The sequence below is a fragment of the Flavivirga aquimarina genome, assembly GCF_030540835.1.
In the GTDB taxonomy this organism is placed as follows: Bacteria; Bacteroidota; Bacteroidia; order Flavobacteriales; family Flavobacteriaceae; genus Flavivirga; species Flavivirga aquimarina.
Genome location: NZ_JAUOEK010000056.1, coordinates 1 through 26,406, shown reverse-complemented (window position 1 = coordinate 26,406; position 26,406 = coordinate 1). Strand labels below are relative to the sequence as shown.

At 33.3% G+C, this 26,406-nt stretch carries 19 protein-coding genes and 1 pseudogene; 12 read left to right on the top strand and 8 right to left on the bottom strand.

Annotated features, from left to right (window positions below):
• Positions 1-3: 3 nt before the first annotated feature.
• The 8 genes and pseudogenes from Q4Q35_RS03700 to Q4Q35_RS03665 all read right to left on the bottom strand — a co-directional run bounded on the left by Q4Q35_RS03700 (position 4) and on the right by Q4Q35_RS03665 (position 9,872).
• Positions 4-1,155: a glycosyltransferase family 4 protein gene (locus tag Q4Q35_RS03700; protein ID WP_303276585.1), complete on the bottom strand. Its 1,152-nt coding sequence runs from the start codon at positions 1,153-1,155 to the stop codon at positions 4-6.
• Positions 1,148-2,602, bottom strand: a complete 1,455-nt coding sequence (locus Q4Q35_RS03695; RefSeq protein ID WP_303276584.1) for a lipopolysaccharide biosynthesis protein — start codon at positions 2,600-2,602, stop codon at positions 1,148-1,150. The genes Q4Q35_RS03700 and Q4Q35_RS03695 overlap by 8 nt, the downstream gene beginning before the upstream one ends.
• Positions 2,603-2,795: 193 nt before the next feature.
• Entirely contained in the window at positions 2,796-3,893 is a 1,098-nt protein-coding gene (locus Q4Q35_RS03690) for an MraY family glycosyltransferase (protein ID WP_303276583.1), read from the bottom strand.
• 10 nt (positions 3,894-3,903) lie between these two features.
• Positions 3,904-5,034: an OmpA family protein gene (locus tag Q4Q35_RS03685; RefSeq protein WP_303276582.1), complete on the bottom strand. Its 1,131-nt coding sequence runs from the start codon at positions 5,032-5,034 to the stop codon at positions 3,904-3,906.
• Positions 5,035-5,546: 512 nt separating this feature from the next.
• Entirely contained in the window at positions 5,547-6,299 is a 753-nt protein-coding gene (locus Q4Q35_RS03680; protein WP_303276581.1) for a LytR/AlgR family response regulator transcription factor, read from the bottom strand.
• 156 nt (positions 6,300-6,455) lie between these two features.
• Positions 6,456-7,005: pseudogene (locus tag Q4Q35_RS03675) on the bottom strand (transposase); the annotation flags it as partial.
• 1,153 nt (positions 7,006-8,158) lie between these two features.
• Positions 8,159-8,422, bottom strand: a complete 264-nt coding sequence (locus tag Q4Q35_RS03670; RefSeq protein WP_303276580.1) for a hypothetical protein — start codon at positions 8,420-8,422, stop codon at positions 8,159-8,161.
• A 406-nt stretch (positions 8,423-8,828) separates the two neighbouring features.
• Complete coding sequence (locus Q4Q35_RS03665) at positions 8,829-9,872, bottom strand: LacI family DNA-binding transcriptional regulator (protein ID WP_303276579.1); 1,044 nt, start codon at positions 9,870-9,872, stop codon at positions 8,829-8,831.
• 225 nt (positions 9,873-10,097) lie between these two features.
• On the opposite strand from Q4Q35_RS03665, the gene Q4Q35_RS03660 reads away from it, so the two are divergent.
• The 12 genes from Q4Q35_RS03660 (at position 10,098) to Q4Q35_RS03605 (ending at position 26,103) form a co-directional block, all read left to right on the top strand.
• Complete coding sequence (locus tag Q4Q35_RS03660; protein ID WP_303276578.1) at positions 10,098-13,319, top strand: TonB-dependent receptor; 3,222 nt, start codon at positions 10,098-10,100, stop codon at positions 13,317-13,319.
• Between the two features lie 133 nt (positions 13,320-13,452).
• Positions 13,453-14,391: a class II fructose-bisphosphate aldolase gene (locus Q4Q35_RS03655; RefSeq protein ID WP_303276577.1), complete on the top strand. Its 939-nt coding sequence runs from the start codon at positions 13,453-13,455 to the stop codon at positions 14,389-14,391.
• A 16-nt stretch (positions 14,392-14,407) separates the two neighbouring features.
• Entirely contained in the window at positions 14,408-15,292 is an 885-nt protein-coding gene (gene iolE, locus Q4Q35_RS03650) for a myo-inosose-2 dehydratase (protein WP_303276576.1), read from the top strand.
• A 3-nt stretch (positions 15,293-15,295) separates the two neighbouring features.
• Positions 15,296-16,147, top strand: coding sequence for a 5-deoxy-glucuronate isomerase (locus Q4Q35_RS03645; protein WP_303276575.1), 852 nt, complete (start codon positions 15,296-15,298; stop codon positions 16,145-16,147).
• Positions 16,148-16,156: 9 nt separating this feature from the next.
• Positions 16,157-17,194 (top strand): Gfo/Idh/MocA family oxidoreductase, encoded by a 1,038-nt coding sequence (locus tag Q4Q35_RS03640; protein ID WP_303276574.1) that lies wholly within the window; start codon positions 16,157-16,159, stop codon positions 17,192-17,194.
• 35 nt (positions 17,195-17,229) lie between these two features.
• Positions 17,230-18,051 (top strand): phytanoyl-CoA dioxygenase family protein, encoded by an 822-nt coding sequence (locus tag Q4Q35_RS03635; RefSeq protein WP_303276573.1) that lies wholly within the window; start codon positions 17,230-17,232, stop codon positions 18,049-18,051.
• A gap of 11 nt (positions 18,052-18,062) precedes the next feature.
• The gene (iolC, locus tag Q4Q35_RS03630) at positions 18,063-19,067 is read left to right on the top strand and encodes a 5-dehydro-2-deoxygluconokinase (protein WP_303276572.1); all 1,005 of its coding nucleotides are present in this window, start codon (positions 18,063-18,065) and stop codon (positions 19,065-19,067) included.
• The gene (locus Q4Q35_RS03625) at positions 19,068-20,084 is read left to right on the top strand and encodes a Gfo/Idh/MocA family oxidoreductase (RefSeq protein WP_303276571.1); all 1,017 of its coding nucleotides are present in this window, start codon (positions 19,068-19,070) and stop codon (positions 20,082-20,084) included.
• Between the two features lie 11 nt (positions 20,085-20,095).
• On the top strand, positions 20,096-21,973 hold the full coding sequence (gene iolD / locus Q4Q35_RS03620) for a 3D-(3,5/4)-trihydroxycyclohexane-1,2-dione acylhydrolase (decyclizing) (protein ID WP_303276570.1): 1,878 nt from the start codon (positions 20,096-20,098) through the stop codon (positions 21,971-21,973).
• Positions 21,974-21,986: 13 nt separating this feature from the next.
• A complete protein-coding gene (locus Q4Q35_RS03615; RefSeq protein ID WP_303276569.1) occupies positions 21,987-23,465 on the top strand; it encodes a CoA-acylating methylmalonate-semialdehyde dehydrogenase in 1,479 nt (492 codons plus the stop codon).
• Positions 23,466-23,504: 39 nt separating this feature from the next.
• Positions 23,505-24,488, top strand: a complete 984-nt coding sequence (gene iolG, locus Q4Q35_RS03610; protein ID WP_303276568.1) for an inositol 2-dehydrogenase — start codon at positions 23,505-23,507, stop codon at positions 24,486-24,488.
• Between the two features lie 37 nt (positions 24,489-24,525).
• Positions 24,526-26,103 (top strand): solute:sodium symporter family transporter, encoded by a 1,578-nt coding sequence (locus Q4Q35_RS03605; protein WP_303276567.1) that lies wholly within the window; start codon positions 24,526-24,528, stop codon positions 26,101-26,103.
• The last annotated feature ends 303 nt before the right edge of the window (positions 26,104-26,406 follow it).

Below are 26,406 nucleotides of genomic sequence, written 5' to 3'. Positions count from 1 at the left end.
AGGTTAAACTATTTTATTAAATATGTTCATCATTTGTTTAGCTATATTTTCCCAAGTTAAATGTTCCACCGATTGGCTAATCATAACTTGATTATTATTAAAAGTGTCTCTTTGCTTATAAAAAGTCAATATCATCTCAGCTAAAGAAGCTGGGGTTTCTTCATCGATGACCCATCCGGTTTCACCTTCAACTATGGCATCTCTTATGCCATGTTTTTTTCCTATAATAATTGGAATACCACAAGCCAAACTATCTGCAGCAGCGTTACCAAAAGATTCCACATAAGATGTTGAAATGTATATATTTGATGAACGATATAGGTTTATTAGTTCTGGGTATGGTGTCTGAATATTTATATTCTGATTTTTAGGAATCTGTCCCGTAAAAATTACATGATCCTGTATTCCTTTATTTTTAGCTAATTGTTGTAAACCTTGAACTGGTCCTACACAGATACACTTTATTTTTTTATACTCTTTTAATTTTTCAAGCGCTTCGAAAAGCAAAGACATACGTTTTACAGGTTTATTTCTTCCTACTGTTATAATTAAAAAATCATCCTTTTCAATACCCCACAATGCTCTTTGATTCTGAAAGGGGATTTTATTAATCTCTTCTATTTGTATCCCATTATGGACAATAGAAATTTTGTTTGCATCTGCCCCTAAGTCTATCATATTTTGCTTGTTAATTTTGCTTGCAGCAATGAGGTGATCAGCATGTTTAACAACCTTTTTTATACGTTGCTTTAAATTAGAATCCAATAAAGCACCATACGCTATAGCTTTTACAACCTGAACATCAGCCCCTTGTAAATGTGCTATATAAGGAATATCTTGCTTTAATTTTTGTTGGTAACAATAATACCCTCCACCGTGTAGCATTGGGTCATGAAGTAAATTAATATGTTGTTCTTTTATCATTTTATCTTGATTGTATTTAAACAACCAAGGGGTTAAGTATGAAAAACTTTTAGCCCGATAACAGTTATAATTATAATGAAAGGTTTTAGAAATACCTTTTAAAGAGTTGCAAGCCACATTAACTTGTACGCTATCATTTTTATGTAACTCATTTGCCATGAAATGAACAGCATACTCCATACCTCCAAGTCTTGGGTAATGATGTGCTGTTAGAATTCCCAGATTAATCATAAGACTTAACTGATATTTTGTTTAGTTTTCTCTTAAAAAACAGCATCATAGTCTGTTTTTCGCTAGTTCCTATCATTAAATAATACACAACTAAGGAGGATATTATCTGTAAAATTAAGCTCAACTCTCTTGAAATATTTAAAATATATTGAAGCGAAACTACTACAAAAATGACAGCCCCAATCTTTACCCCCTTTTGCATTCCTTTGAGAAAAGCATATTTTAAATTGACTTCCCTATTGTAAATAATACCTGTATAAAGAAATCCAAAAAAAACTCCAACAAGGTAGGCACCTATTAAGCCATTAACTTTATATTTTGGCATCAAAAACCACATCATTGGTACAGACACTAGCATTTCAATTAATGCCGACCTAAAAATAATTTGAGACTTTCCTTTTGCTAATATGGCAGAACGTAGCATATGAGAAATGCCTCTTAAAATACCAACAAAACATAGAATTAATAAAAAAGGACTTGCTCCACTCCAGCTATTACCATAAAACAATGGAATAGTATTATAACTAGAGGCCGCTATAAATAACATTAAAGGAATAAAAACTAAGGATGTATACTTTAACATTAAACCATATCCGTTGACAAATTTTTCAGTTTTAAACTGTATTTTTGAAAAGCTAGCCGTTAGTACGGTGGTAATAATGGTCTTAATTTTAGTAGCAGGTATTATTGCCAAATTATATGCCAAATTAAATAAGCCCAACACTTCTTTCCCCAAATATTTTCCAGTTAGTATGGCTACCAGATTCTCAACGAAATAGTAGACCATATTAGACCCTAACATATTAACACCAAATTTAAATAAGGGTTTTATACCTTTAAATTCCGGTTTTGTAGGTAACCAATTTCCATAATAAAAAGAAAGTAATCCAAAAAGTATTCTTTGAATAATCAACCTCCAAACCAGTGCCCAAACCCCATAACCTATAACCGCTAAAAAAATGGCAACCCCATTAGATAAAACCATCGAAAAGATTTCAATTAATGAAAAGCTTTTGAACTTTAATTCTTTTCTCAATAAAATATTTGGAAACTGTAATGTTTGCAAAACAATAACAAAAGAAAACACTCTAATTAGCGGTGCTAGCTCTAATGCTTCGAAAAACCCTGCTGCTAAGTCTGCACTAAAAAAAACAACTATGGTTAAAAAAATATTTATAGTTAATTGTATATAAAAAATGGCTGAAATCTGGTTCTTATTAACCATTTGGCTTTGTATAATTGCACCTCCAAACCCTATATTGGTCATTGCCACTACAAACCTGTTAACCAGCATTGCCATTGCCACCAAGCCAAAATCACTTTTAGAGAGTAACCTAGCTAAAATCATAGTGAAAATAATTTGCAATATCTGTTGTATGATATCTGAACTACCTCGCCATGCAATACCCGATAAAGTTTGATTTTTTAAAGATTTTTTATTCAACATTATAAACTTCTGAAACTAATGATAGATTTTAGAAAGGTTTCTAAAACCCCCATTACATAATTCTATTTCTTTAATCCAAAAACCTGGATCTTATTTATTTTCTAACCCAACCAATGGGTGTTTTCTGGCAAATAAATAGGCTAATGAAAACTCTATGTAGTTCAAACCCGTTACTGCAATTCTATAGAAAGCACTACTCATGCTTATATCTTTTATGAAATTGCGAAATAAGCGGGATAAAGTATATAAGCATAGACATTATTAAAATGATAATAAAGTGATTATTTATGTTTAAAAATCTTAGCATAAAGGCAATCAAAAAAAGCAAAATGGTATAAAAGACAATAACCAACGTACTCATCCTATGCGATAAATGTAATTTAAGTAAATGGTGATGCATATGGTTATTGTCTGCTCTAAAAGGACTTAACCCTTTAAACAACCTAACAAAAAAAACTCTTAGTGTATCTAACAAAGGATAACTAACTAACGCCATAATTATAATTTGAAAATTTTTAAACAGCTTATCGGTAGCTATGTCTTCTATTTGAACACTTTGATTAATGGAAAGAATAATACCATAGGCACTTATTAAGCCCAAACATAAAGCTCCATTATCTCCCAAAAATATTTTTCTTTTCAGGTTACGGCTAAAATTAAAAAACAGAAAAGACAGTGTAGCTCCCGAAAAACTAAACATGATAATAGCATTAAAAATGGAATCATTTTTAATAAAAAAGAATCCCATAAAGAGATTGCTTATTATACTAATAGATGCCGAAAGTCCATCAATACCATCAATCAAATTAAAAGAGTTGATTAAGAGTATAAACACAAATAAAGACAGTATATAACTAAACAAAGGATTTAAAGAGTAAATTCCAAAAAGGCCATTTAAACTTAAAATATTAACATCACTAACCGATATTAAAAAAGATACCGCAAGTATTTGAAATATGAATTTCTCGATAGGTTTAGTCCCTACTAAATCATCTTTCAACCCAATTAAATTTAGAGTAAACAATGCTACAAACAAACCAAAACCAAGCTTTAAGTCTAAAATATTCTTACTCAACGGGTATGTACTGCCTATTATTAAAACAACAAATATTGTTGACAAAAAAATACTAACCCCACCCAAATAAGGTACTTTTTTGCGATGTGACTTCCTTAGAGATGGCTTATCAAATAATTTAAACTTCCTTGATATGTATATAATACGTGGTAATATCGAAAATGAAATAAGTATTGATAAGAAAAAAGGTAAAACCGAAGTAATTATCTTGACCATAAAAAAGAGTTTAATCAATTCTTACTATTTCAACTCTTCTATTTTTTTGACGCCCTTCTTTTGTTAAATTTGATGTAATAGGATACAACTCTCCTTTCCCTATTACAATAAGGTTATTGGGATTGACTCCCCCCGCAACTAAATAATTTTTCACGGTATTTGCTCTTTTTTTAGACAATATTTCATTATCATTAAACTCACCAACGCTATCGGCATGCCCCTCTATTCTTAATTTAATATTAGGGTATTCTAAAAGCCTTAAAAGAATTCTGTTTAAGTCTTCATAAGACTCTTGAGTAAAATTATAATTTCCAACTTTGAATTTAATTTTCCTCGATAAGTTCAAAATATAATTAGCTGCAACATCATCAAAATCATTTTCTGAATTATCTATTTTCTCGGTATTAGATTCAATTTGATTAGGCGCCACATCCTTATTATTATCAATCTCTGGCGCAGCTTGTGCATACGCATCTTTTACTACATCTTTAGATTCGGAGTTAACTTTTAAAGTATTATCATTCAATTCATCCAATGCTTGTTTTTTAGTACCATTAGATAATTTAAAAATAACAGCTGCTGAAAACTGAAGATGATTGGTATCATACTTAGCAGGGGTTTCATCTAAAGTCCATTTTGAAACAGCTGTCAAATTCAATCCTATTTTTTGAGAAAGCCAAATATTAGTTCCTCCTCCAAAATTACCACTCAAACCACCTTCATTTATTTTAAAGTAGCCAACACCTACATCTAAATATAAATCCAACCAATCTGCATTTGAAAACCAATTAAAAACCTCATCTACATAAAGGTTTAATTTCGTATCTAAAGAAAAATAATCTTGATCTTCTGTTATTTTTTCTAAATCTATTACAGCATCAGGTGCTTTCCATTTGTTTATACTTCCATCTACCCCTACAGAAAATAGGTCACTAAACCTATATTCGACACCTAATTTTAAAGGCTGACTAAAAGCTCCCTTTTTAAATGACGTTAAAAATTTAAACGGATTCGAATCTCCTGAATTATCAACATAGTTTGCTCCTAACTTAATCAAAAAACCATTCGGGTTTTTAGGTTGATTTTGAGAAAATGAATAAAAAGACATTATACATAAAAGAGAGAGAGAAAGAACTTTCATAATTTAAAACATTTTGACGCAAAGCAAAAGGTTTTACGCCTTACATAACATAAAGAAGTAACAAGTGGTTCATTTATATAATAAGTGCTTTATTTAACTATATCTGTTATAAAGCCCATTTATAAACAGCTATTTAAGTTCAATCTTATCCAGGTAAGAAAATCTAGAACACTACAGTTAGAAAAAAATAAATATTTAGAAAGTTGTTGTTTTCTATAGTCAACCTATGACAGGTATGGTATGCACATACCTGAATTTAAAATTTTGCCTTAGCTTAATTGGTGATTGAAGAGGTATTAAAATTGATCTTACAATCCTTTTAATATTGCATATATAGCTAAATCATCATAATTTGACATAGGCGGAATTTTATATTAGACCTGCCAGGTTTTAAAAACCTAGCAGGTCTTTCGAAAGAAGTAAATCTAATTAATGACGATTTATTTTGATTTAGCTATATCACATTAACAGATAACTTTTATATTATAAACTAAGAATGCGTAACAACTAGGTTACTTTAAATTTAAAAACCTATTTAATTCATCCTGTCTTCGCTTAGCAATTGGTAGTGTTTTATGGTTCATCAAATGACAATAATTGCCGTCAAGTTTATTAATATGATGAATCATAAGTATATTAACTATGTAAGAATGATGAACTCTAAAAAACAAATTTTTATCTAATAATTTTTCGTACTCTCCCAAATTACGGCTGGCTACTTTTGTATCCCCATTTATTAGATGAAATTTCGTGTAGCGTCCGTCAGCTTCACAATATAATATGTTTTCAAATTTAATTAGTTCAATTTTATCAATATATGGAATAGCTATAATTTTTGGGTATTCTTGGCTTTTTTTCTCCAATCGTTTCAATGCTTCCATTTTTATAAAAGATTCTATGTTATGCACTGCTTTATTAACAGCTTTTATGAGATCTCTTGGAGAAATAGGTTTTAAAACATAATCGGTAACAGCGTACTTTATAGCTTTAACAGCAAATTCATCGGTAGAAGTTGTGAATACAACTTGAGGGTTATATGCTTCTTTTTTTAAATCATCTAACATAGAAAATGAATTTTCACCTCCTAGGTTAATATCTAAAAATATAATTTGAGGTCTTAATTGTTTATATGAGCTAATAGCATCACTAATATTTTTGGCAACACCTAATATATTAATATTTTTTAAATGTGTTCTTATTTGAGACCTAAGAATATTAAGGCTAACTGTATCATCTTCAACTATTAATGCGCTAATTTTATTCATTAAATTTTGATTTAGGGAGATTATTGTCAATAAACAAACTTATATATAATTAAAGAGAATGTTTATTGAAAAGATATATAAGGACTATGCACGATATAAACGTTTATTATACGAAATAACCGATGTTTTAATTGTATAAATGATTTTCTATTTAAATCATAATCCAGTAATATTAGCAATAACAAGCTTATCAAATAGCACATCTCTAAAATACTTTTGATTTAATTTATAAACGAACCCACTTAAATATAACTGAAGGTACTTACCTTTTATTTTATGGTAATTACTCAATAAATTACTTATATTACTTATTGTAATGTGCATCCATTTTAAAATTTCTTTTATTGTTTCTTTACTTGCTTTTTTAGTTACATGTCGTTCTATAAGATCAGCAATATCAACATAAGAAATGCTTTTATCTGTAAGAATAATACTTTTTTTCATTAATAGAATTCTCTATGGTTGGGTTAATTTCTGTTATATTGTGAGTGCTTAATGCCTTAGATTTAAAGCATCTAGGTTGTCTTTCTGTTTTTTTTGTTTGGATATCTTCTAAAGGGGCTGATTCTGCCATAATAGCTACATTTTGTTTTCCTACTGTTCCACGACCACTTAGGTCTTTAAATTGTTCTAACTCTAAGGATACTACAGTAAAATAAGCCTTCATATCCATTAAGATATAGCTGTCATCTTTGTTACTCATAGCTTAAATAACTTTTTATCCAATAATGTTCGGTATAACCACATTAGCAAACTATGCCTAACTTGTTCCAATGCAAATTAAAATAAGAGTTACAAGCTTTTTCACTATCAAAATTCGCTATTGATTTTTTATCAAATTTAAGCTTTGTATTTTTAATTGTGGTCCATTATGGATATTCAATTGTTTTAAATTAAATGGTTAATAATTTTAAAGTTTATTATATTTTATTTTGCTACAATATAAATGTATCTACATACCATTCGGTTATCAATAGAGGTATATAAGGGGTTTAATCAATAAAGAATTAAAATATAAAGGTATTTTAATGTAGCTCAAAAAACAATAATAATAACATTTTATTTAGAGTTATAAACAATAATACCGTCGTACTTTTCTAGTTCTTCCAAATAAATATTCAAAACCTTACTTCACTTTAGGTTTTATAACCTAGTTTGTTTGAGTATTTAACCATATTCACTAAATTAAAAACCAAAATATTTCTGTTTAGGCTATACAAAATAACTTTCATCTTTAACCTAGATATATTAATAAATACAATTAATCTTTCGAATAAAAAATTTATATTACTTACTGTAAACTTATATTACTTATTACAAATTACAAAAATTGATATTAATCAAAATACGCTTTTCGTCGAAAAATTCAAAAAGCCGTTGTGGTAAATCCGTAAAACGAAAAGGAATCATTCTAAGATAGATTCAAAATTATTTATCATCGATTAACACATATTAAAAAACTTTCATAATAAACAAGAAAATACATTCAAAAATAATTTGTTTTTTAATGTCTTTTATAGAAATCATCTTGACTTTTTGTTTTTAAACGAAATAAAATTTGTTCAGATGAGACTCTTTTTGAAAAGCATAGCATCACTAAGCATAAAAAAAGTAACGAAATATGGGCGAATTTTAGCCGTTCCTACCTACCGGCAGGTTTTAGGAAATAGAAAAAGTCAAGATAAGTTCAGTATAGGTAGATATAGCAAATATACTCATAACCAAATATAAAAATATATCTGATTATGAGCATTTTCAGGTACACCTTTTGAGAGACTACTCATGCTCTCATTTAGGGCTAAGAGCATATTTTTTAAGGTTACCCTACTTATTTAATTTGCTACTGGTATGAGTTAACATTAGGTTCTATCATCCGTCCAACTATTAAGAGCTTGATTTATTTTAATTACATTGGAATCACCATTGGTACTAATATGATTATCTTCTAATTTATTAGTTTGGTTCGTTTGTTCAACCAAATTAAATATGTTCTCAAAAGATTTATAATTCTCGAACTTATTTTCTATTGAACATGAAAAAGTAAAAAATACTGAAATTGTTAAAAGACAAATACTTGACTGATGTTTAATTTTAACATGATTTTCAGCTTTTATATTTAACATAGGTTAAGTATTTAATTAATAGCACTATACAAAAAAAGAGAAAATAAAACACATGGTGTATGATTTTATACATATTCACCCCTATATTGAGACAAATGAATGGATGAATTGCAGAAATTAGGTTGAAAGTACTATAAGGGGAATTTTGTTGAAAAGGAGTGTCTATGAAAATTTGCTCCAAGACCTGTTATAATAATATAAATTCACATGCTTATGAAAAAACACAAAATCAAAACACTGATAATCTAAACATTACAAATACAACCGGAAAGGTTATATAGATTAAAAAATTATTAAAACCAACGATCTCTGTCTGTCGAATTTATAGAATTATATCTACTACTGTAAGCCAAGCCTTGTGCATCTAATGATAATTATGACGCAAATTCAAGAAAATAGCAAACTGTTAAATGTGGTATTCTGAATTTTCCTTTACAATAACATGTATCGGAGATATGTATTTACTTTTTAAATCAGTATTATGTGCTAAATGGTCGAACATTAATTTTACACTATTGTAGCCTTGGTTAAAAGGCTCTTGACCAATAAGAAAAGTAATCACTCCAGATTTTAAATATTTTAGATTATCAATAGTTAAATCATAACCAACAACAGTATCCATTTCTATTTCAAATTCGTCTAAATATTCTGCAACTATATTGATTTTTATAGATGGAACAAATATGCCTTTTATATCATTATTCGTAATGAGCTTTTTAGTCAAGTCCTTAGTAATGTTTTCTCCAAACTTTGCAATCTCTAAAGTTTCAATTTTTAAGAGAGAAGAAGGTTTTTCCTCAAAGTACTTTCTAAAACCTTTAATTCTACTATCTAATATATGGTAATTTTCTATTTCTTGAAGAGCCGTTATTATTAATATAGTAGATTCTTTTGTTTGAGAAATATCGAAAAGCTTAGCAGATAAATAACCGCTTTTAAACGAATCTTGACCTACAAAAGAAGCATTATTAAACCCATCTAAATCAGTATTAATAAAAGTATAAGGGACTTTTAGCTTTTTGAAAAGGTTTTTGTGTTTGATTGATTCTTTTACAAAATGTGGAGAAATTATAAGCCCATCAACACCTTCAAGTGACAACACAGCAACAAGTTCTTTTTCGAAGGATTTAGGATCGTATTGATCGAAATAGCGTACATCCACTTTAGCTCCAAAATGGGAAACTTCTTTAATTGCTTTTTCTATTCCCTGCTTTGGAAATATCCAAAAAGGGCTATCCTCATTAGAAAAAGGAATAAGCACTACCAGATTATATTCCTTATTAAGTTTTAGATTTCTACCAATCAGGTTAGGCTCAAACCCCGAATCTTTAATAATTTGATTAACTAATTTCTTTGTTTTTTCAGAAACTCCACCTCTGTTATGAAGGACTCTATCTACCGTTCCCGCAGAAATATTAGCTAGTTTGGCAATATCCTTAATAGTTTTCAATTATATTATTTTTTTACAATTTACTAAATTAAATAAAATTATAGAACAATTAATTCCACAAGTTTTAAAAAAAACGTTATCGAACACTATTTAACTTTATGAGATTACGATTTTTTCATTCAAAAGTACCTATTTTTGTCTATTTGTTAATATTTTATCAACATTTTTTTGGTAAATTGAAAATAAATATTATCTTCGTGTTCGAACACTATACAAACACTCTAAATGAAAAACAAACTAATCTTGATAAAAACGTCAATAAGGAAATTGGCTTTTATCGCATTATTACTAGGAAGCAGCGCTACTGCCTTCGCTCAAAACGAAGCAGAAATCTCAGGAACAGTAAAAGACCTTCAGGACAACGCACCCATTACAGGAGCAAACATCATTGTAGTGAATAACGCAACAGGCTTTAAGGCAGGAGCTATAACAGATTTTGATGGTAATTTTGTAATACGAGACCTTCAACTAGGTGGTCCCTACACTATTACTGTTAGTTATGTAGGTTATCAAACCATTACAAAAAAAGGATACCAACTTAATTTAGGTAATAAGTTAAAGTTACCTTTTAATATGACTGCAGGAGAAGCATTGGATGAATTGGTGATAACCGCCGATGTGTCTGGTTTTCAAAATAGCGACCGATTAGGGTCTGCTCTTTCTGTAGTTGGCAAAACACTGGAAAAAATTCCAACTACAACCAGAAACTACGAAGATTTGGCAAATCTATCTCCCCTATCAACCCCTAATATAGGGCTTAATGAAGGGAGTTCTTTTGGTGGAATTAGCGTAGCTGGTTCCAATGGTGGTAGTACAGGAATAACCCTGGATGGGGTGAATAATAGGCGTAATGTTTTTGGAGGAACAGTTGATGGTCCTGCATTTTCAATATCATTAGAGGCCATACGAGAATTTGAAATTGTAACTAACGAATATGATGTATCTGGACCTAGAGGTTCTGGTGGTTCAATTAAAGCAGTTACAAAAAGTGGTTCAAATGACTGGAGTGGTGCCGTATGGTACTATGGTTCCGGTGGTAGTTTAAGTGGAGATAAAAATTTTGATGGCAGTTCTAAATTGGTGGATTTTAATAATAATCAATTCGGAGCTAGAGTCTCTGGACCAATTATTAAAGACAAACTCAGCTTTATTGCTGTTTACGATCAATTTACACAAGAAAGTCCCGTGGGAGCAGGTAGTAACTCTGCTGGGTTTATTAATTTTAATTCAGGTCAAACCTACCCTTTTGTTGAAAGTGATGTTCAGAATTATGTAGACGAACTTGTAAATTTAGGAGTCTTAGAAAATAATGATTTATCCACTCAAATAGGAGAACTAGGTGAGGAAAAAGTCACAAAAAATATATTTTTAAGAATGGATTGGAATATCAATGATAATAATAATTTATCATTACGATATAACGATTTAGATTACACAGAAGGCTTTCAAGCAGGATCTGATGGTTTCGATAATGTAACCTTATTCTCAAGAGGGTATCCATTTCTAACTAAAGATAAAAAAGTCATCGCGAGTTTAAAGACGCGACTTAAATCAGGTTCAAATGATCTAAGAGTGTCTTATTCCAGAGGAGAAAGAGTAAACGAATTAGCCCCTGGTGTAACACGTACTCCTAGAATTTCTGTTGGATCAATAAATAATGGCCCTCAATTTAGAGTTGGATCAGGATTAGCTACTTGGGTTCCTGAACAAGTTTATTTTGATAGCTTTCAATTCATTGATGTACTTACCAAACAAATAGGAAATGATACCTATACATTTGGAACAGACATTTTAATTACAATGTCAGATGAAAACATACCTCATAATATAGCATCCAGCTTTAGGTATGACACGCTTGAAGATTTACAAAACGGAACACCATTTTTCTTTAACAAAAAGTTTGCTAATGATCCAAATGATGATGGTCGATTAAAATACACGGCTTCTGAATTAGCATTGTTTGCACAAGGAGAATACGATTTAACAGATGACTTAGAGCTAAAAGTAGGAATTCGTTGGGATGGAACTATTTTTAATCCAAAAATTGACCCTACCAATCCAAATTTAAATAGCATTGTTTTTAGAGGTGAAAATATTGTAAATAATAGTGAATTAAGAGATTTTAATAATATTCAACCTCGAGTTAGTATTACATGGGATAGAAAAGGTGAAGGAAAAGAAATTTTTAAATTTGGGATGGGTTTCTTTGCATCTCAGTTCACAACACAACCTTATACCTCTACTTTAGCGAACAGCGGCTCACGTTTCACTACAGTTAGTACGACCGACCCAACGGCATTAGCAGCTATTCATCAGAATTATGTTAATAACGGAGGTTTTAGCGATTTAGATAGCCAGATAACTGCCGAAGAATATGCAGCAGCTACAGGAGTTGATTTTGATGATATTGCCCCCGACGTGGTGATATTAGACCCAGATTTTGATATGCCAGTAACATTTAAGGCTAATGTAAGTTACCATCGTTTTTTTAATAATTGGTTTCGCTTAGGAGGTAGTTTGTACTATAACAATACTAAAAACGTACCTTATTACAACAACATAAACCTTCAAGAAAACGGTATTAACCCTTTAGATGGCAGAGTTGCATATACAAATGGGGCGTCTCCTAATTTCGGAAATATACATGTATTTCAGAATTCAGATTGGAAAGCTACATTTTTTGCAGCTTCACTCGAAGCCTATGCAAGGTTACCAAAAGGTGGTAATGTAAGTGTATCATACACAAAATCAGCATCAAAAGGATTCTCTTATTATAATGCTGGTGGTGGTATAGAAGACGGTAAACCTATAAGTTATGCTTATAATAGTTACCCTACAGAAGCTCAAAATTGGCACGATGGGAACTCTATTCCAAATAAATTAGTCTTTAGCTTTGTGACTCCAGAAATACATGGGTTTACATTAAGTGGTTCATTGGTGGCAGGCCAATTTGGTAGGTTTTCTGCAACAACAGCCCCTAACGCTAATGGAAATGTTATAGGAGGTTTAAATCTAGCATATATTCCTACTGAGGCAGAGGTTGAAAGCACAGAATTAGTTAACCCAAATACAAGCACATTGTATAATCCTTACGAAGGGTTCAATTTATTATTGGCGTCTACAAGTCCAGAGTTTAGAGAATACATAAACAAACACAGAGGTGAATTTGCAGACTTCAACGGAGGTATACAACCATGGGCATATACTACGAATATGAGTTTGATTAAAAGCTTCACTTTTGCCGAAAAGCATAAAATAAGCCTGAGAATGGACATTTTCAATGTACTAAACCTATTCGACTATAAAGACGGATCATTTGATGTAGTTAGCAATACCAACTTATTTAATGAATCTGATGGTGTTTATTCTGTAAATCCGATTGCAGGTAGATATAATACTGGCGGTGATCAATTTAGAATGCAATTTGGGTTGAAATATGAATTCTAATAAAAAACGACATAACTTTTTTAGCATATTAATAACATGTATTGATCCTTTTTCTTTGGGAATATATTTAATATCTATATATTCGTGTTCGAACACGGAACTAATTAAAAGTATTTAAACGCACATATTGTAAATGAAAGTTAACGCAAACAAATTATTTGAAAAGGCTTATGGCAGCTTTTGTATTCCTGCAATAAACATCTCAAACCCAGAGCAAGTACATGGTTTATTTGCGACAGCACAGAAAATGGAAGCGCCTATTATCGTGCAAACCACGCCAGCAGCACGAGAATATGCGCATCCTCTAATGTTATTAAGTTATATCAATGCCGCAGCACAACTCTATCCTGATGTTGTTTATGCAGTACATGTAGATCATGGTTATGAAGCGCATATTTACGACGCCATAAATAGCAATGAATATACCTCGGTAATGATTGATGCTTCACACGATACATTAGAGAAAAACATCGAACGTACAAAAGCAATTGTCTCATTAGCACATTCAAAAAATATTTCTGTTGAAGCAGAATTAGGGGTGCTAAGCGGGAAAGAGGATGATATTGATATTAATGATGAAAATGCACTATATACAGACCCAGCAGAGGTAGAATATTTTGTTAAACAAACCCATTGCGATTGCTTAGCAGTGGCTGTGGGAACAAGTCACGGAGTTTACAAGTTTTCAGGCGGTAGAGGTTTGCGTTTTGATTTACTGGAAGACATTCAGCGAAGAGTTCCAAACTTTCCAATTGTATTGCATGGAGCATCCACCATTGATCAGAACGAAGTTTCTCGGATTAATGCAGCAGGAGGCGGTCTTCAAGACAATGCAAAAGGTATAACAGAAGCAGAAATAAAAAAAGCAATCACGCATGGTGTCTGTAAACTCAACATTGCTACAGATTTACGATTGCTATGGACCCGAGTTTTTCGGGAATACTTTCGCGATCATAACGGTGAATGGGATCATTTAATCCCTGGAAAACAATATATGGAGGAGCTAGAAGTGCTTCTCGCTAAAAAATTCGAATTGCTAGGTAATGCCGGAAAGGCACATTTATATAAATAAACATAATAAAATTAAAATGATAAAACTTGGAATAGCTCCTATAGGGTGGACCAATGATGACATGCCCGAACTAGGTGGTGAAATCACTTTCGAACAGTGCATAAGCGAAATGGCTTTAGCAGGTTACGCGGGTTGTGAAGTTGGCACAAAATATCCCGTGCACGACAAACAATTGTTAAAACACATGTTAGATATTCGTGGGATTACAATTTGCAATCAATGGTTTAGTTATGAATTCTCAACAAAACCATTTCAAGAAGTAAAAGAAAATTTTATCAATCATATCGATTTTCTTAATTACTTCAACGCAAAAGTAGTTGGAGGTGCAGAATGTGGAAACACATTACACGGACAATATCACACGCCACTTTCTTATAGAAAAGAAGCCAGTAAAGAAGACTGGAAAAAACTAACATCAGGCTTGAATGAATTAGGGCGTATTTCATTAGAAGAATATGGAATAAAATTAGCGTACCATCATCATATGGCAACAATGGTTGAAACCCAAAGTGAAGCAGATAGATTGCTTAATGAAACGGACGATAAATACGTGACACTAAATTATGATTGTGGCCATTTTTATTTTGCTGGTGAAGATCCAGTAGCAATGCTACAAAAATATATTTCCAGGACGTCTCATATTCACTTTAAAGATGTTAGGCATAGCGTAAGAGAGCGCGTTCGTAAAGATGACCTCAGCTTTTTAAAAGCTGTTAAATTAGGTATATATACAGTACCAGGTGATGGAGATTTAGATATGTATGCCTTGGCAGATATAGTACATAAAAGCAATTACGAAGGTTGGCTTGTAGTAGAAGCTGAGCAAGACCCTTCTGTTGCTAATCCATATGAATATTCTAAAAAAGGATACGAGTTTTTAACGAATCAATTAAAATTTTAAAGTATGATAAATCATCATATAGAACCATATGATAATAAAAATAAACCTATAGTAGATGTAGATAACACATCTGTTCCCTTAGTTTATTTTAATCATGTGAAGCTAAATAAAGGAGAATCGCATAGCTATCAATTAGAAAATCATGAAAGTGTGATGTCTGTTGTACAAGGCACCATTGATGTCACTGTAGATAGCGAAGCATTTAATACCGTAGGGAAAAGAAAATCGCTATGGGAAGGTAAACCAGAAGGTGTTTATGCTGGTAAAGGAGCAGAAGTAAAATTTACTGCAGTTTCTGAAAATGGTGCTGAAATCTATGTAGCAGGAGGAAAAATAGAAACAAAATATCCTCCATTTTATGTAGATCAAAATGAAGTGGATAAAGTACAGTACGGAAGTGATGACACCAAAACACATCGTAAAATCTTTCATATTCTAGGTCAGAATGCCAATGGTAGAGCAGGTCGCTTATTGGTAAGCGAACTTTTTACGGTAGGTGCTGGTGGCTGGTCTGGTTTTCCGCCACATAAACACGATGAAGACCGTCACCCTGTCGAAACAAGATTTGAAGAAGTATATCAGTTTCGATTTAATCCGCCACATGGTTTTGGCGCACAATTTATGTACCCAGAAGACGATAGCTATGGGCCTGTTTATCATGTAAAAGATCAAAGTAATATCATGATAGATAAAGGGTACCACCCATCAGTAGCTGCACCTGGTTACGAAATGTATTATTTCACAATTATTGTTGGAGAAACCCATCGTTCATTAATACAATATTTTCATCCCGATCACGCCTATCAATTAGAAACAATTCCGGGAATAAAAGATATGATAAGCCATTTTAAATAGATATAACAAATGATAAAATTAAATATAGGCATAGTAGGCCTAGGAAGACTTGGTAAAGAATATGCTAATAACATAGCATACTTAGTACATAACGCAAACCTTATTGCAGCTTGTAGTTTAGTTCAGGAAGAATTAGATTTTGCAAGAGATACTTGTGGTGTTAAGAACTTGTATAGTTCTTACGAGGACATGTTAACCAATAAAGAAATAGATGCTGTAGCGATTATTACTTCTACAGATCAACATGCAGACCAAATAATTATGGCTGTTGAGGCAGGTTTTCATGTGTTTTGTGAAAAACCTTTGGCCATTAATATTGAAGACTGTTATAAGGTTGAGAAAGTGGTAGAAAAATACCCAGATCAAATTACAATGTTAGGTTTTGTGCGTAGGTATGATCCGAGTTATGCAGATGCAAAAACAAAATTAGATGAAGGTTTGGTGGGCAGTCCATTCTTTGTACGCTCACAAACTGTAGATAAAGATGTTTTTGCGCCTTTTCAAATAGAATATTGTACAGCTAGTGGCGGTATGTTTCATGATTTTAGTGTTCATGATATAGACCTTGCACATTGGTTTTTAGGTAGCGATATTAAAAAAGTATGGTCGTTGGGTGGTGCCTATCGATTTAAGGAATTTGGTGAAGCAGGAGATGCCGACAATGTTTTTGCTATGTGTGAATTAGAAAATGGAACAACAGCTGTAATCGCAGCCTCTAGAGTGTCTCCTTTTGGTCACAATACATTTACAGAGATAATGGCAACCGAAGGTAATTTAAAAGTGGGAGATCCACCGCGTAAAAATATGCTGGAAATAGCAGATGTACATGGTGTTCGTTATGAGTGCTTAGAGACTTTTTTCGAACGTTTTAAAGGCGCCTTTTTAGTACAGATCCAAGATTTTGTAGACTGCGTTTTAGAAGGAAAACAACCCGCATTAACCATGCAAAACGCTACCAAAGCAACTTTAGTAGCAAATGCGCTAACCTTATCTTTTAAAGAAAAACGATTAATTAATGTTGATGATTTGGTTTTGCAAGCGAAATAAATCAAAAAGGATCATAATAATAGCTTGATAATTATATGAGTATTATACGAACTTATTCCGACGAACTCCTCTATGGCAAAGGCTATATAGTGTTGCCTGGAATTTTTTCAAAAACAGAAATAAAAGAGGCAAATAATCGTATTCAAGACTGTATCGCTCAAGAAAAACAAAAAGTAACCCATTTTCAAGGCGCTAATAAAGATACTATGCACTTGCAAAAAAGAGTATGGAATCTTTTAAATAAAGGAGATATTTTTATAAAAATGGTACAACACCCTAAGATCATGGAGATTGTAGGCGATTTTCTTGGGAGTGAATTCTGTTTAGGTTCTATAGCAGCAAATTGTATTCTCCCCGGTGGACCTGGGCAAGAACCCCATGTAGACTATCCTTATTGGGATATGTACAAGGAAAAAACATTTCCTCAGAATATCAATGCTTCATTTCCTTTAAACTGTCAGGTAACCATATTATTAGATGATTTTACAAAAGAGAATGGTGCTACAGGAGTCCTTCCTTATTCACAGAAATTATGCAGATATCCAAATGAAAAAGATGTCAAACTTTACTATGAGGAATCAGAACGAATGACAGGTGAAGCAGGAGATATTGCTATTTTTTATGGGCTTACGTGGCATAGTTCAATGCCAAATAAAACGAAAGACCAAATGCGTAGCGCCATTTTGATACAGTATTTGCCAAAGTTTGTAAAACCTTTAGAAGATCAAAAACAAGGAGTTAAAAAAAATATTATTGAAAATGCTTCACCAATGCTAAAACAATTATTGGGCTTTGATTATCCCTATCCAAAAATATTAGATAGCGTAGAAGCTTCAAATGCAGAAGGAAGAAACTAAATAGAAAAAAAATGAATTTTGACGTATTAACATTTGGTAGAGTATCTATCGATTTATATTCTAAAAATATTGGGGCAGAGTTCAACGATATAAAAGAATTAACGACCTCAATTGGGGGGTCACCTACCAATATTGCCGTTGGGTCACAACGATTGGGCTTAAAAACAGGATTGTTTTCTGCCGTAGGTCCAGACCCAACAGGTGGATTTATAATCAATACTTTAAAGGATGAAGGTGTAGATATAACACATGTGCAAACTATAAATAATACAACGAGTACAGCGGTAATTTGTGGTATCATACCACCAGACCGTTTTCCTTTAATTTTTTATAGAGATAATGCTCCTGATGAAAAAATCACCATAGATCATACCGAAAAAATAAATTTTTCAAGATACAGATCCTTTCTTATGAGTGGTACAGCACTTGCCGTAGAGCCTGCAAGAAGTGCCGCTTTATATGCTACAGAAAAAGCAAAAGAAGCTGCTATTCCTGTGATTTTAGATATCGATTTTAGAGCTATTTCTTGGAAAGATATTCGAACACATGGCATTGTATTGCGACAATACCTAACACAATGTAATATAGTTATAGGTACAGAAGAAGAATTATTATCTGTTTTTTTAGAAGACTCTAACCAAGTCTCAATAAAAGAAAGCGCCATAACAGACCCCACTATTAGTGGTAATGTAAATGAAGCCATTGCCAAAGTGATGAAATTTGGTGTAGACTTACTCTTAGTAAAAACAGGAGCCGAAGGTGTGGTTGCCTATCACAAAGACGGTACTGTAGAAAAAGTACCAGGTTTTAAGGTAGATCCCGTTAATATTCTTGGGGCTGGCGATTCGTTTGCTGCAGGTTTTTTATATGGATACCTCAACGGATGGGATACCTATAAATCATGTCGTTTGGCAAATGCATGCGGTGCTTGGATGGTAACCAAACAAGGGTGCTGCAATTTTGCACCTTACTATGAAGAAATTATACAATTTATAGAAAATAAAGGAGGGTTTTAAATGGATAAAATTAAAATTGGAGCCGTAGGGATTGGACGCTTAGGCGCCACCCATGCTAGAAATATAGCCTATCAGATTCCACAAGCCAATTTGTTTGCTGTCTGTTCACGTACCCTTTCTTCTGCTCAAGCCTTACAACAAGAACTAGAAGTACCTTATGCGTATGATAGTTTTGATGAAATGCTGGAGAATAAAGAGTTGGATGCCATTTGCATTACAACATATACGCGGTTTCATCCAGAACAAATACTAAAAGCCTTAGAAGCAGGACTGGCAGTATTTTGTGATAAACCGATTGCAGAGAACTATGAAGCATCTAAAAAAGTCGTGGAGCAAATAGAGAAGCATCATGCAGATAAAATTTGCATGATTGGGTATATGAAACGTTACGACCCATCCTATGCCTTTGTAAAAAAAGAAATAGAAGCCGGTAAATTAGGTACGCCCATATTGTTTAGAGGCTATGCCGTTGATAGCAAAAAAATATCGAAACAAACCATCGATTTTTTAAGTGAAAGCGAAGGGATATTTTATGACTTCTTTGTGCATGATTTTGATTTGTCTCGTTGGTTAGTAGGTAGCGATTGGATTGATGATAGCGTTTCTGCTATGGGATCTAATTACCTATTCAAAGAATTTGAAAAATATAATGACCTTGACAATGCAACCTGTCATGCACAGTTTAAAAACGGAGCAATGGGGTTCTATTACTGTGGAAGAACAGCCCCTCATGGGTATCTTATGGAAACCGAAATTGTTGGCACCAAGGCCATTTACCGTATCGGATCTTCACCATCAAAAAACTTAGTAGAAGTTATAGATGGTACAGGAAAAGTGGTAGAAGAGCATTTAATGTTTCTAGACCGTTTCAAAGATGCCTACGTTGAAGAAATGAAAGCGTTTGTTGACTGTGTAGTCAATAATCGACAACCAGATATTACAATAAAAGATGCTTTGGAATCGAACCGAATGGCATATTTAGCCACAGCATCCTTCAAAAAAAGAATAAGTATTTAAAAAATTAAGTTATGACAAGACGATTGACAGTAGCGCAGGCAACAGTTGAATTCTTAAAAAAGCAATACGTAAAAAGAGACGGAGTAGAAACGCCGTTTTTTGCAGGTTGCTTTGGGATTTTTGGACATGGTAACGTAGTAGGAATGGGAGAAGCTTTAAAACAACATCCCGATTTTAGATATTATCAAACACGGAATGAACAAGCCATGGTACATACCGCAGCAGCATACGCCAAGATGAAAAACCGTTTACAAACCTTTGTTTGTACAACGTCTATAGGCCCTGGTGCAACAAATATGATTACGGCTGCTGCAACAGCTACAATTAATAGAATTCCAGTGTTACTTTTACCAGGAGACTTTTTTTCCACAAGAACTGCCCTACCCCTTTTACAGCAGCCAGAATATAGTTTTACACAAGATATGTCTGCGAACGATTGCTTTAAACCTATTTCTAAATATTGGGATAGAATCAATCGTCCAGAGCAATTAACATCTTCTTTATTAGATGCTATGCGGGTATTAACCTCACCAGCAGATACAGGAGCAGTGACCATAGCCTTGCCACATGATGTACAGGCAGAAGCCTATGATTTTCCTGAGGAATTATTTGAAAAACGAATCTGGTATATACCAAGAGCAACTCCAGATGTATATTTAATAGAGCAAGCCATAGAGACTATAAAGAAAGCAAAAAAACCAATGATTATTGCTGGTGGTGGCGTACTGTATTCTGAAGCCGAAGACGTATTAAAAACCTTTATCGAAAAAACAGGAATACCAGTTGCCGAAACCTATGCAGGAAAAGGGTCATTACATTTTCAACATCCATTAAATTTAGGGGCAGCCGGTGCTACAGGCACCAAAGGTGCTAACGAAATTGCTGCAGAAGCAGATGTGGTTATTGGTATAGGAACGCGTTATGGCGATTTTATGTCGGCTTCCAAATCTGCATGGCAAAACCCAGATGTTACTTTTATTAACATCAATGTTGCCGAAATAGATGCTTTTAAACATAGCGCCATACCGTTACAAGGAGATGCTAGAGAAACCTTGAAAAAATTAGAGGAAGGACTCAGAGATTACCACACGGGCGAAGCATATGTTCGAAGAGCCAAAACATATAATCAAGAATGGGACACCATAGTCGATAAAGCTTATGCACCAGTAGATGAGGCACACCCTGTACAATCAGAATATTTGGGAGCTTTGAACAATTTTATGAAAGATAACGATGTCGTATTATGTGCTGCTGGTAGCGCTCCTGGTGATTTACACAAATTGTGGCGTACCAAAAACTCAAAAGGATTTCACTTAGAATACGGTAACTCCTGTATGGGGTATGAAATACCCGGTGGTTTGGGGGTAAAAATGGCAGATCCTTCTCGAGAAGTATATGTAATCTGTGGTGATGCTACCTATTTAATGCTACCATCCGATTTAATTACAACCATACAAGAAGGGTATAAAATTACGATGATACTCATTAATAATAACGGTTATGCTAGTATTGGCGGACTTTCTAATGAAGTAGGAGGCAATGGTTTTGGAACACATTTTAAATACAGAGACGAAGAAACAGGGCAATTAGATGGCGATTACCTCCCTGTTGATTTAGCTAAAAATGCGGAGAGTCTAGGTGCTATTGTTTATAAACCAAAAGGCATGCAAGAATATAAAGAGGCCTTAGCAAAAGCAAAGAAAAACACAAGAACTACAGTTATTTATGTAGAAACCATTCGTGATAGAAAACTAGCAGGATATGGGCATTCTTGGTGGGAAGTTCCTATTCCTGAGGTATCCGAATTTGAAGATGTTCGTAAAGCAAGGAAAAAATATGAAGAAGAAAGGAAAATCCAAAAACAATATATAAAACCTAATAAATACTAAAAATACCTTTTTTATGAAAGTATTACCTAATTATATAAATGGTGCATGGGTTTCTAGTAAAAGCAAAGAATCTTTAGATGTGCACAATCCAGCAACACAAGAAGTTATTGCTAAAGTGCCTTTTGGTTCTGGTGCAGCTATAGATGTGAACAATGCCATAGAACTTGCACACGAAGCTTATTTAGAATGGAAAGATGTGCCGACGATGCAACGCATTCAACCACTGTTTAAGTTGAAGACTCTTTTAGAAAATCATAAAGAAGGGATAGCAACGCTCATAACTAATGAGTGTGGTAAGACGTTTGGCGAATCTATAGGGGAAATACAAAGAGCTATTGAAAATGTTGAAGTGGCATGCGGTACTCATGTTTTGAGTCAATCGGAATTTTCAGAGAATGTCGCAACTGGTATTGATGAATTTATGATTCGGCAACCCATAGGAGTTTCTGCCTGTATTACGCCTTTTAATTTCCCAGGAATGATTCCTTTTTGGTTTTTACCCTATGCCATTGCTACAGGTAATGCCTTTATATTAAAAACATCGGAAAAAGTACCGATGACCATGCAATACGTCTTCGAACTTATCGATAAACATATCGATCTTCCCAAAGGTTTATTAAATATGGTACATGGTGGTAAAGAATCCGTAGATGCCCTATTGCAACATCCCAAGGTGAAAACCATAAGTTTTGTTGGTTCTACAGCAGTCGCACGATATATTTATTCAGAAGGCACAAAATATGGTAAACGCGTACAAGCGCAAGGAGGGGCTAAAAACCCAGTTGTTATTATGCCCGATGCAGATATAGAGATGACCACTAAAATTATTACCGATTCTGTTTACGGTTGTGCAGGACAACGTTGTTTAGCAGCTTCAATTATTATACCTGTTGGTGATGATAAAGGCATATTCCAAGAAGCCTTGGTAGAAGCCGCAAAAACAAGAACCGTTGGTTATGGGATGGATAAAAGTACCGAGATGGGGCCAGTAATTAATTCAGACAGTAAAGTTCGCGTTGAAAGACTCATAGAAAAAGGTATTCAGGAAGGAGGAAATCTTTTGGTAGATGGAAGGAACCCAAAAGTTTCAGGTTTTGAAAAAGGTAATTTCATTGCGCCAAGTATTATAGAAGGACTTCCGTTAGATGGTGAACTTATTAGCACCGAGATTTTTGGCCCAGTAATGAGTTTAGCCAACTTTAAACAGTTAGACGATACCATTGATTTTATTAATAAAGGACTTTATGGCAATATGGCCTGTATTTTTACTCGTGATGGTTTAGCTGCTAGAAAGTTTAGAAGTGAAGTAATGGCAGGTAACATAGGCATCAATATAGGCGTTGCAGCACCTGTGGCGCAATTTCCTTTTTCAGGATGGAAAGAATCCTTTTTCGGTGATTTACACGGTCAAGGTAGACATGCTATAGAGTTTTTTACACAAACCAAAGTGGTTATCGAAAGGTGGCCAAAAAATTGGTCAAGAAAATTTTAGGAAAACTCTTGATTAATAGTATTCAAAAACAAAAAGTATATGAAAATAGGAATTATAGGATTGGGAAGAATTGGGAAAACCCATCTTAAAGCAATACAGAAAATAGATGGTTTGAAAGTCATAGCTGTTTCTGATATTGATGAAAAACAATGCAATCAAATAGCCGAAGAAAATAAGATCCCTTATTCCTATATTGATTATAACAAGCTTATAGCTAATAAAGAAGTAGAGGCTATATGGATCTGTTCTCCTTCTAAATTGCATTATGAACAAGTTTCAGCAGCGCTTGAACATAAAAAATATGTGTTTTGTGAAAAACCATTAGAAATTGAAATTGATAAAATAACCGCTCTTCTCAATAGTTTTTCAGATATTGATAAACGATTAATGATTGGTTTTAATAAAAGGTTTGATTCAGAATTTATCGAGGCTAAGAAAAATATAGCTAAAATAGGGGTTCCTACAATTGTAAAGATTACCAGTAGAGACCCTGCGCCACCAACCTTAGCATATCTAAAAACCTCTGGAGGCCTATTTAAAGATATGACCATTCATGATTTTGATATGTCACGTTTTATTGTAGAAGATGATGTAGTTGAAGTATATGCAACGGGAAGTATTAATTATATAGAAGGGATTGATGGCGTTGATATAGATACTGCCATGGTCACTTTAAAATTCAAAAACGGAATAATATGTACTATCGATAATAGCAGACAGAGTCCATATGGGTATGACCAACGTTTAGAAATACTCGGCACTTTGGGAATGCTTCAAGTAAATAATAAAAAGGTGAACCATAACAGTTTTTACACGACTCAAGGGAAGCAATCAAGTGTCTATCAGAATTTTTTTCTTGAAAGATATGCAGATGCTTATGAGCAGGAAGCTCGTGCTTTTCTAGATTGTGTAGTTACTAAACGCGAATTTCCAGCTACCGCATACGATGCTTTAAAGGCTTTGGAATTGGCTGAAGCTTGTAAAAAATCTTTACTCGAAAATAGAGCGGTTAGAATATCTTAAAATTAAATTAAAAAGACAAAATTTAAAATAACAAATTATGCAAACTTTCCTTACTTTTATTGGTTTTACAGCTTTCGTTGCTATTTATTCATGGCTAAAACTTAGAAAAGAAAAACTAAGTTCTGAAGAAGGCTATTTCCTTGGAGGTAGAAGTTTAACAGGTGTGGTGATAGCCGGATCTATGTTATTGACCAATATTTCAACTGAACATCTTATTGGCATGAATGGGTCTTCATACAAAAACGGATTCATTATTATATCATGGGAAGTCACTTCGGCATTAGCGCTTGTGGCTGCGGCTATTTATTTTGTGCCCAGGTATTTAAAAATGGGATTGACTACTATTCCTGAGTTTTTGGAAAAGCGTTTTGATAAAACGACCAGAACCATAGTCGCTTTCTTTTTAATCATTTCATTTGTGGTAACACTTTTACCCGTTGTATTGTATACAGGGGCAATCAATCTGGAAAGTATTTTTAATATTTCGGAAGTCTTAGATGTTACTAAAGAAAAAGGGCTTTGGATAACCGTTGTTGCTATAGGTGCTTTAGGCTCATTATATGCTATTTTGGGAGGTTTAAAAGCTGTTGCTATTTCAGATACCATTAACGGTTATGGTCTATTGATTGGAGGTTTAGCAGTTCCTTTAATTGCCTTAATAAGTATTGGAGATGGAAATTTTTTAACAGGTATAGCTAAGGTTTATGAGAACAGCCCCGAAAAATTTAATGTCATGGGCGCCAAGGATTCTGTGTTGCCATTTGAGGTTCTCTTTACAGGGCTTATTATTAACCAACTTTATTTTTGGGCCATGAATCAGACTATTATACAAAGGGCATTGGGAGCAAAAAATTTAGTAGAAGCCCAAAAGGGATTATTATTTACTGGAGTTCTTAAAATTTTAATTCCTATCGTAATTATTCTACCTGGGGTTATTGGGTACTATTATTATGGTGATTCGCTTTATGACAATCAAGATATGATTTACCCAGAACTTATTAAAAAAGTACTGCCTTTAAGCTTGGTTGGTATTTTTGCAGCTGTAGTTATGGGTGCCGTATTAAGTACTTTCAATAGTGTATTAAACAGTGCGGCGACTATTTTTAGTATTGATATCTATAAGCAGCATTTTGGAAAAAATACTAGTGATCTAAAACTGGTAAGGATTGGTAAAACGGTCTCTACAATTTTAGCAGTCTTTGCAATTATGGCAGCACCTATGGTAGCCAATGCTCCAGATGGTCTCTTCCAGTTATTACAGCAACTAAATGGCATCTTTTTTATTCCTATAGGGTCTATTATGATTGCTGGTTTTTTCTTAAAAAAAATATCTGCCATGGGCGCAAAGGCGTCATTATTTGTGGGGCTTGCCTTCTATATTTTATCTACGTTTATTTTAAAATTAGATATTCACTTCGTTCATATTTGGGGTATAGAATTTTTATTGAATGTAGCAACCATGTTCGCGGTATCTTATTTTTACCCAGCAGACAAGTCTTTTACCTTACAAGATTTGCATGTCGTGGATATGCATGAATGGAAATACACCAAGCATCTGTCTATATTCTTATGCGTGGCAACCTTATTGATTTATATATTACTTGGAAGGAACTAAAAAAACGGGCTAGGTTTTAAGTCTAGGGTTTTAACAAAAACAACAGTATTGGTATTGGTTTAGTTAATGAATCAAAACACCTTCATTGTCCTAGTGGAATAGTACTTAATGGTAATAACGGCACGAACAACTACGTATTAAAATATAAGAAAGACTAAACCGCTATGGACTGGAAGTCCATAGGTTCGTTTTGGCAGACTGAAAGTCTGCTTCGTGAAATATGGTAAAACTGAATTCGTGTCAAAAGTTTTTAGAAGCTGAAAGCGACATGCACTAAAGTACATAGTTTTAACTCCATTTGAG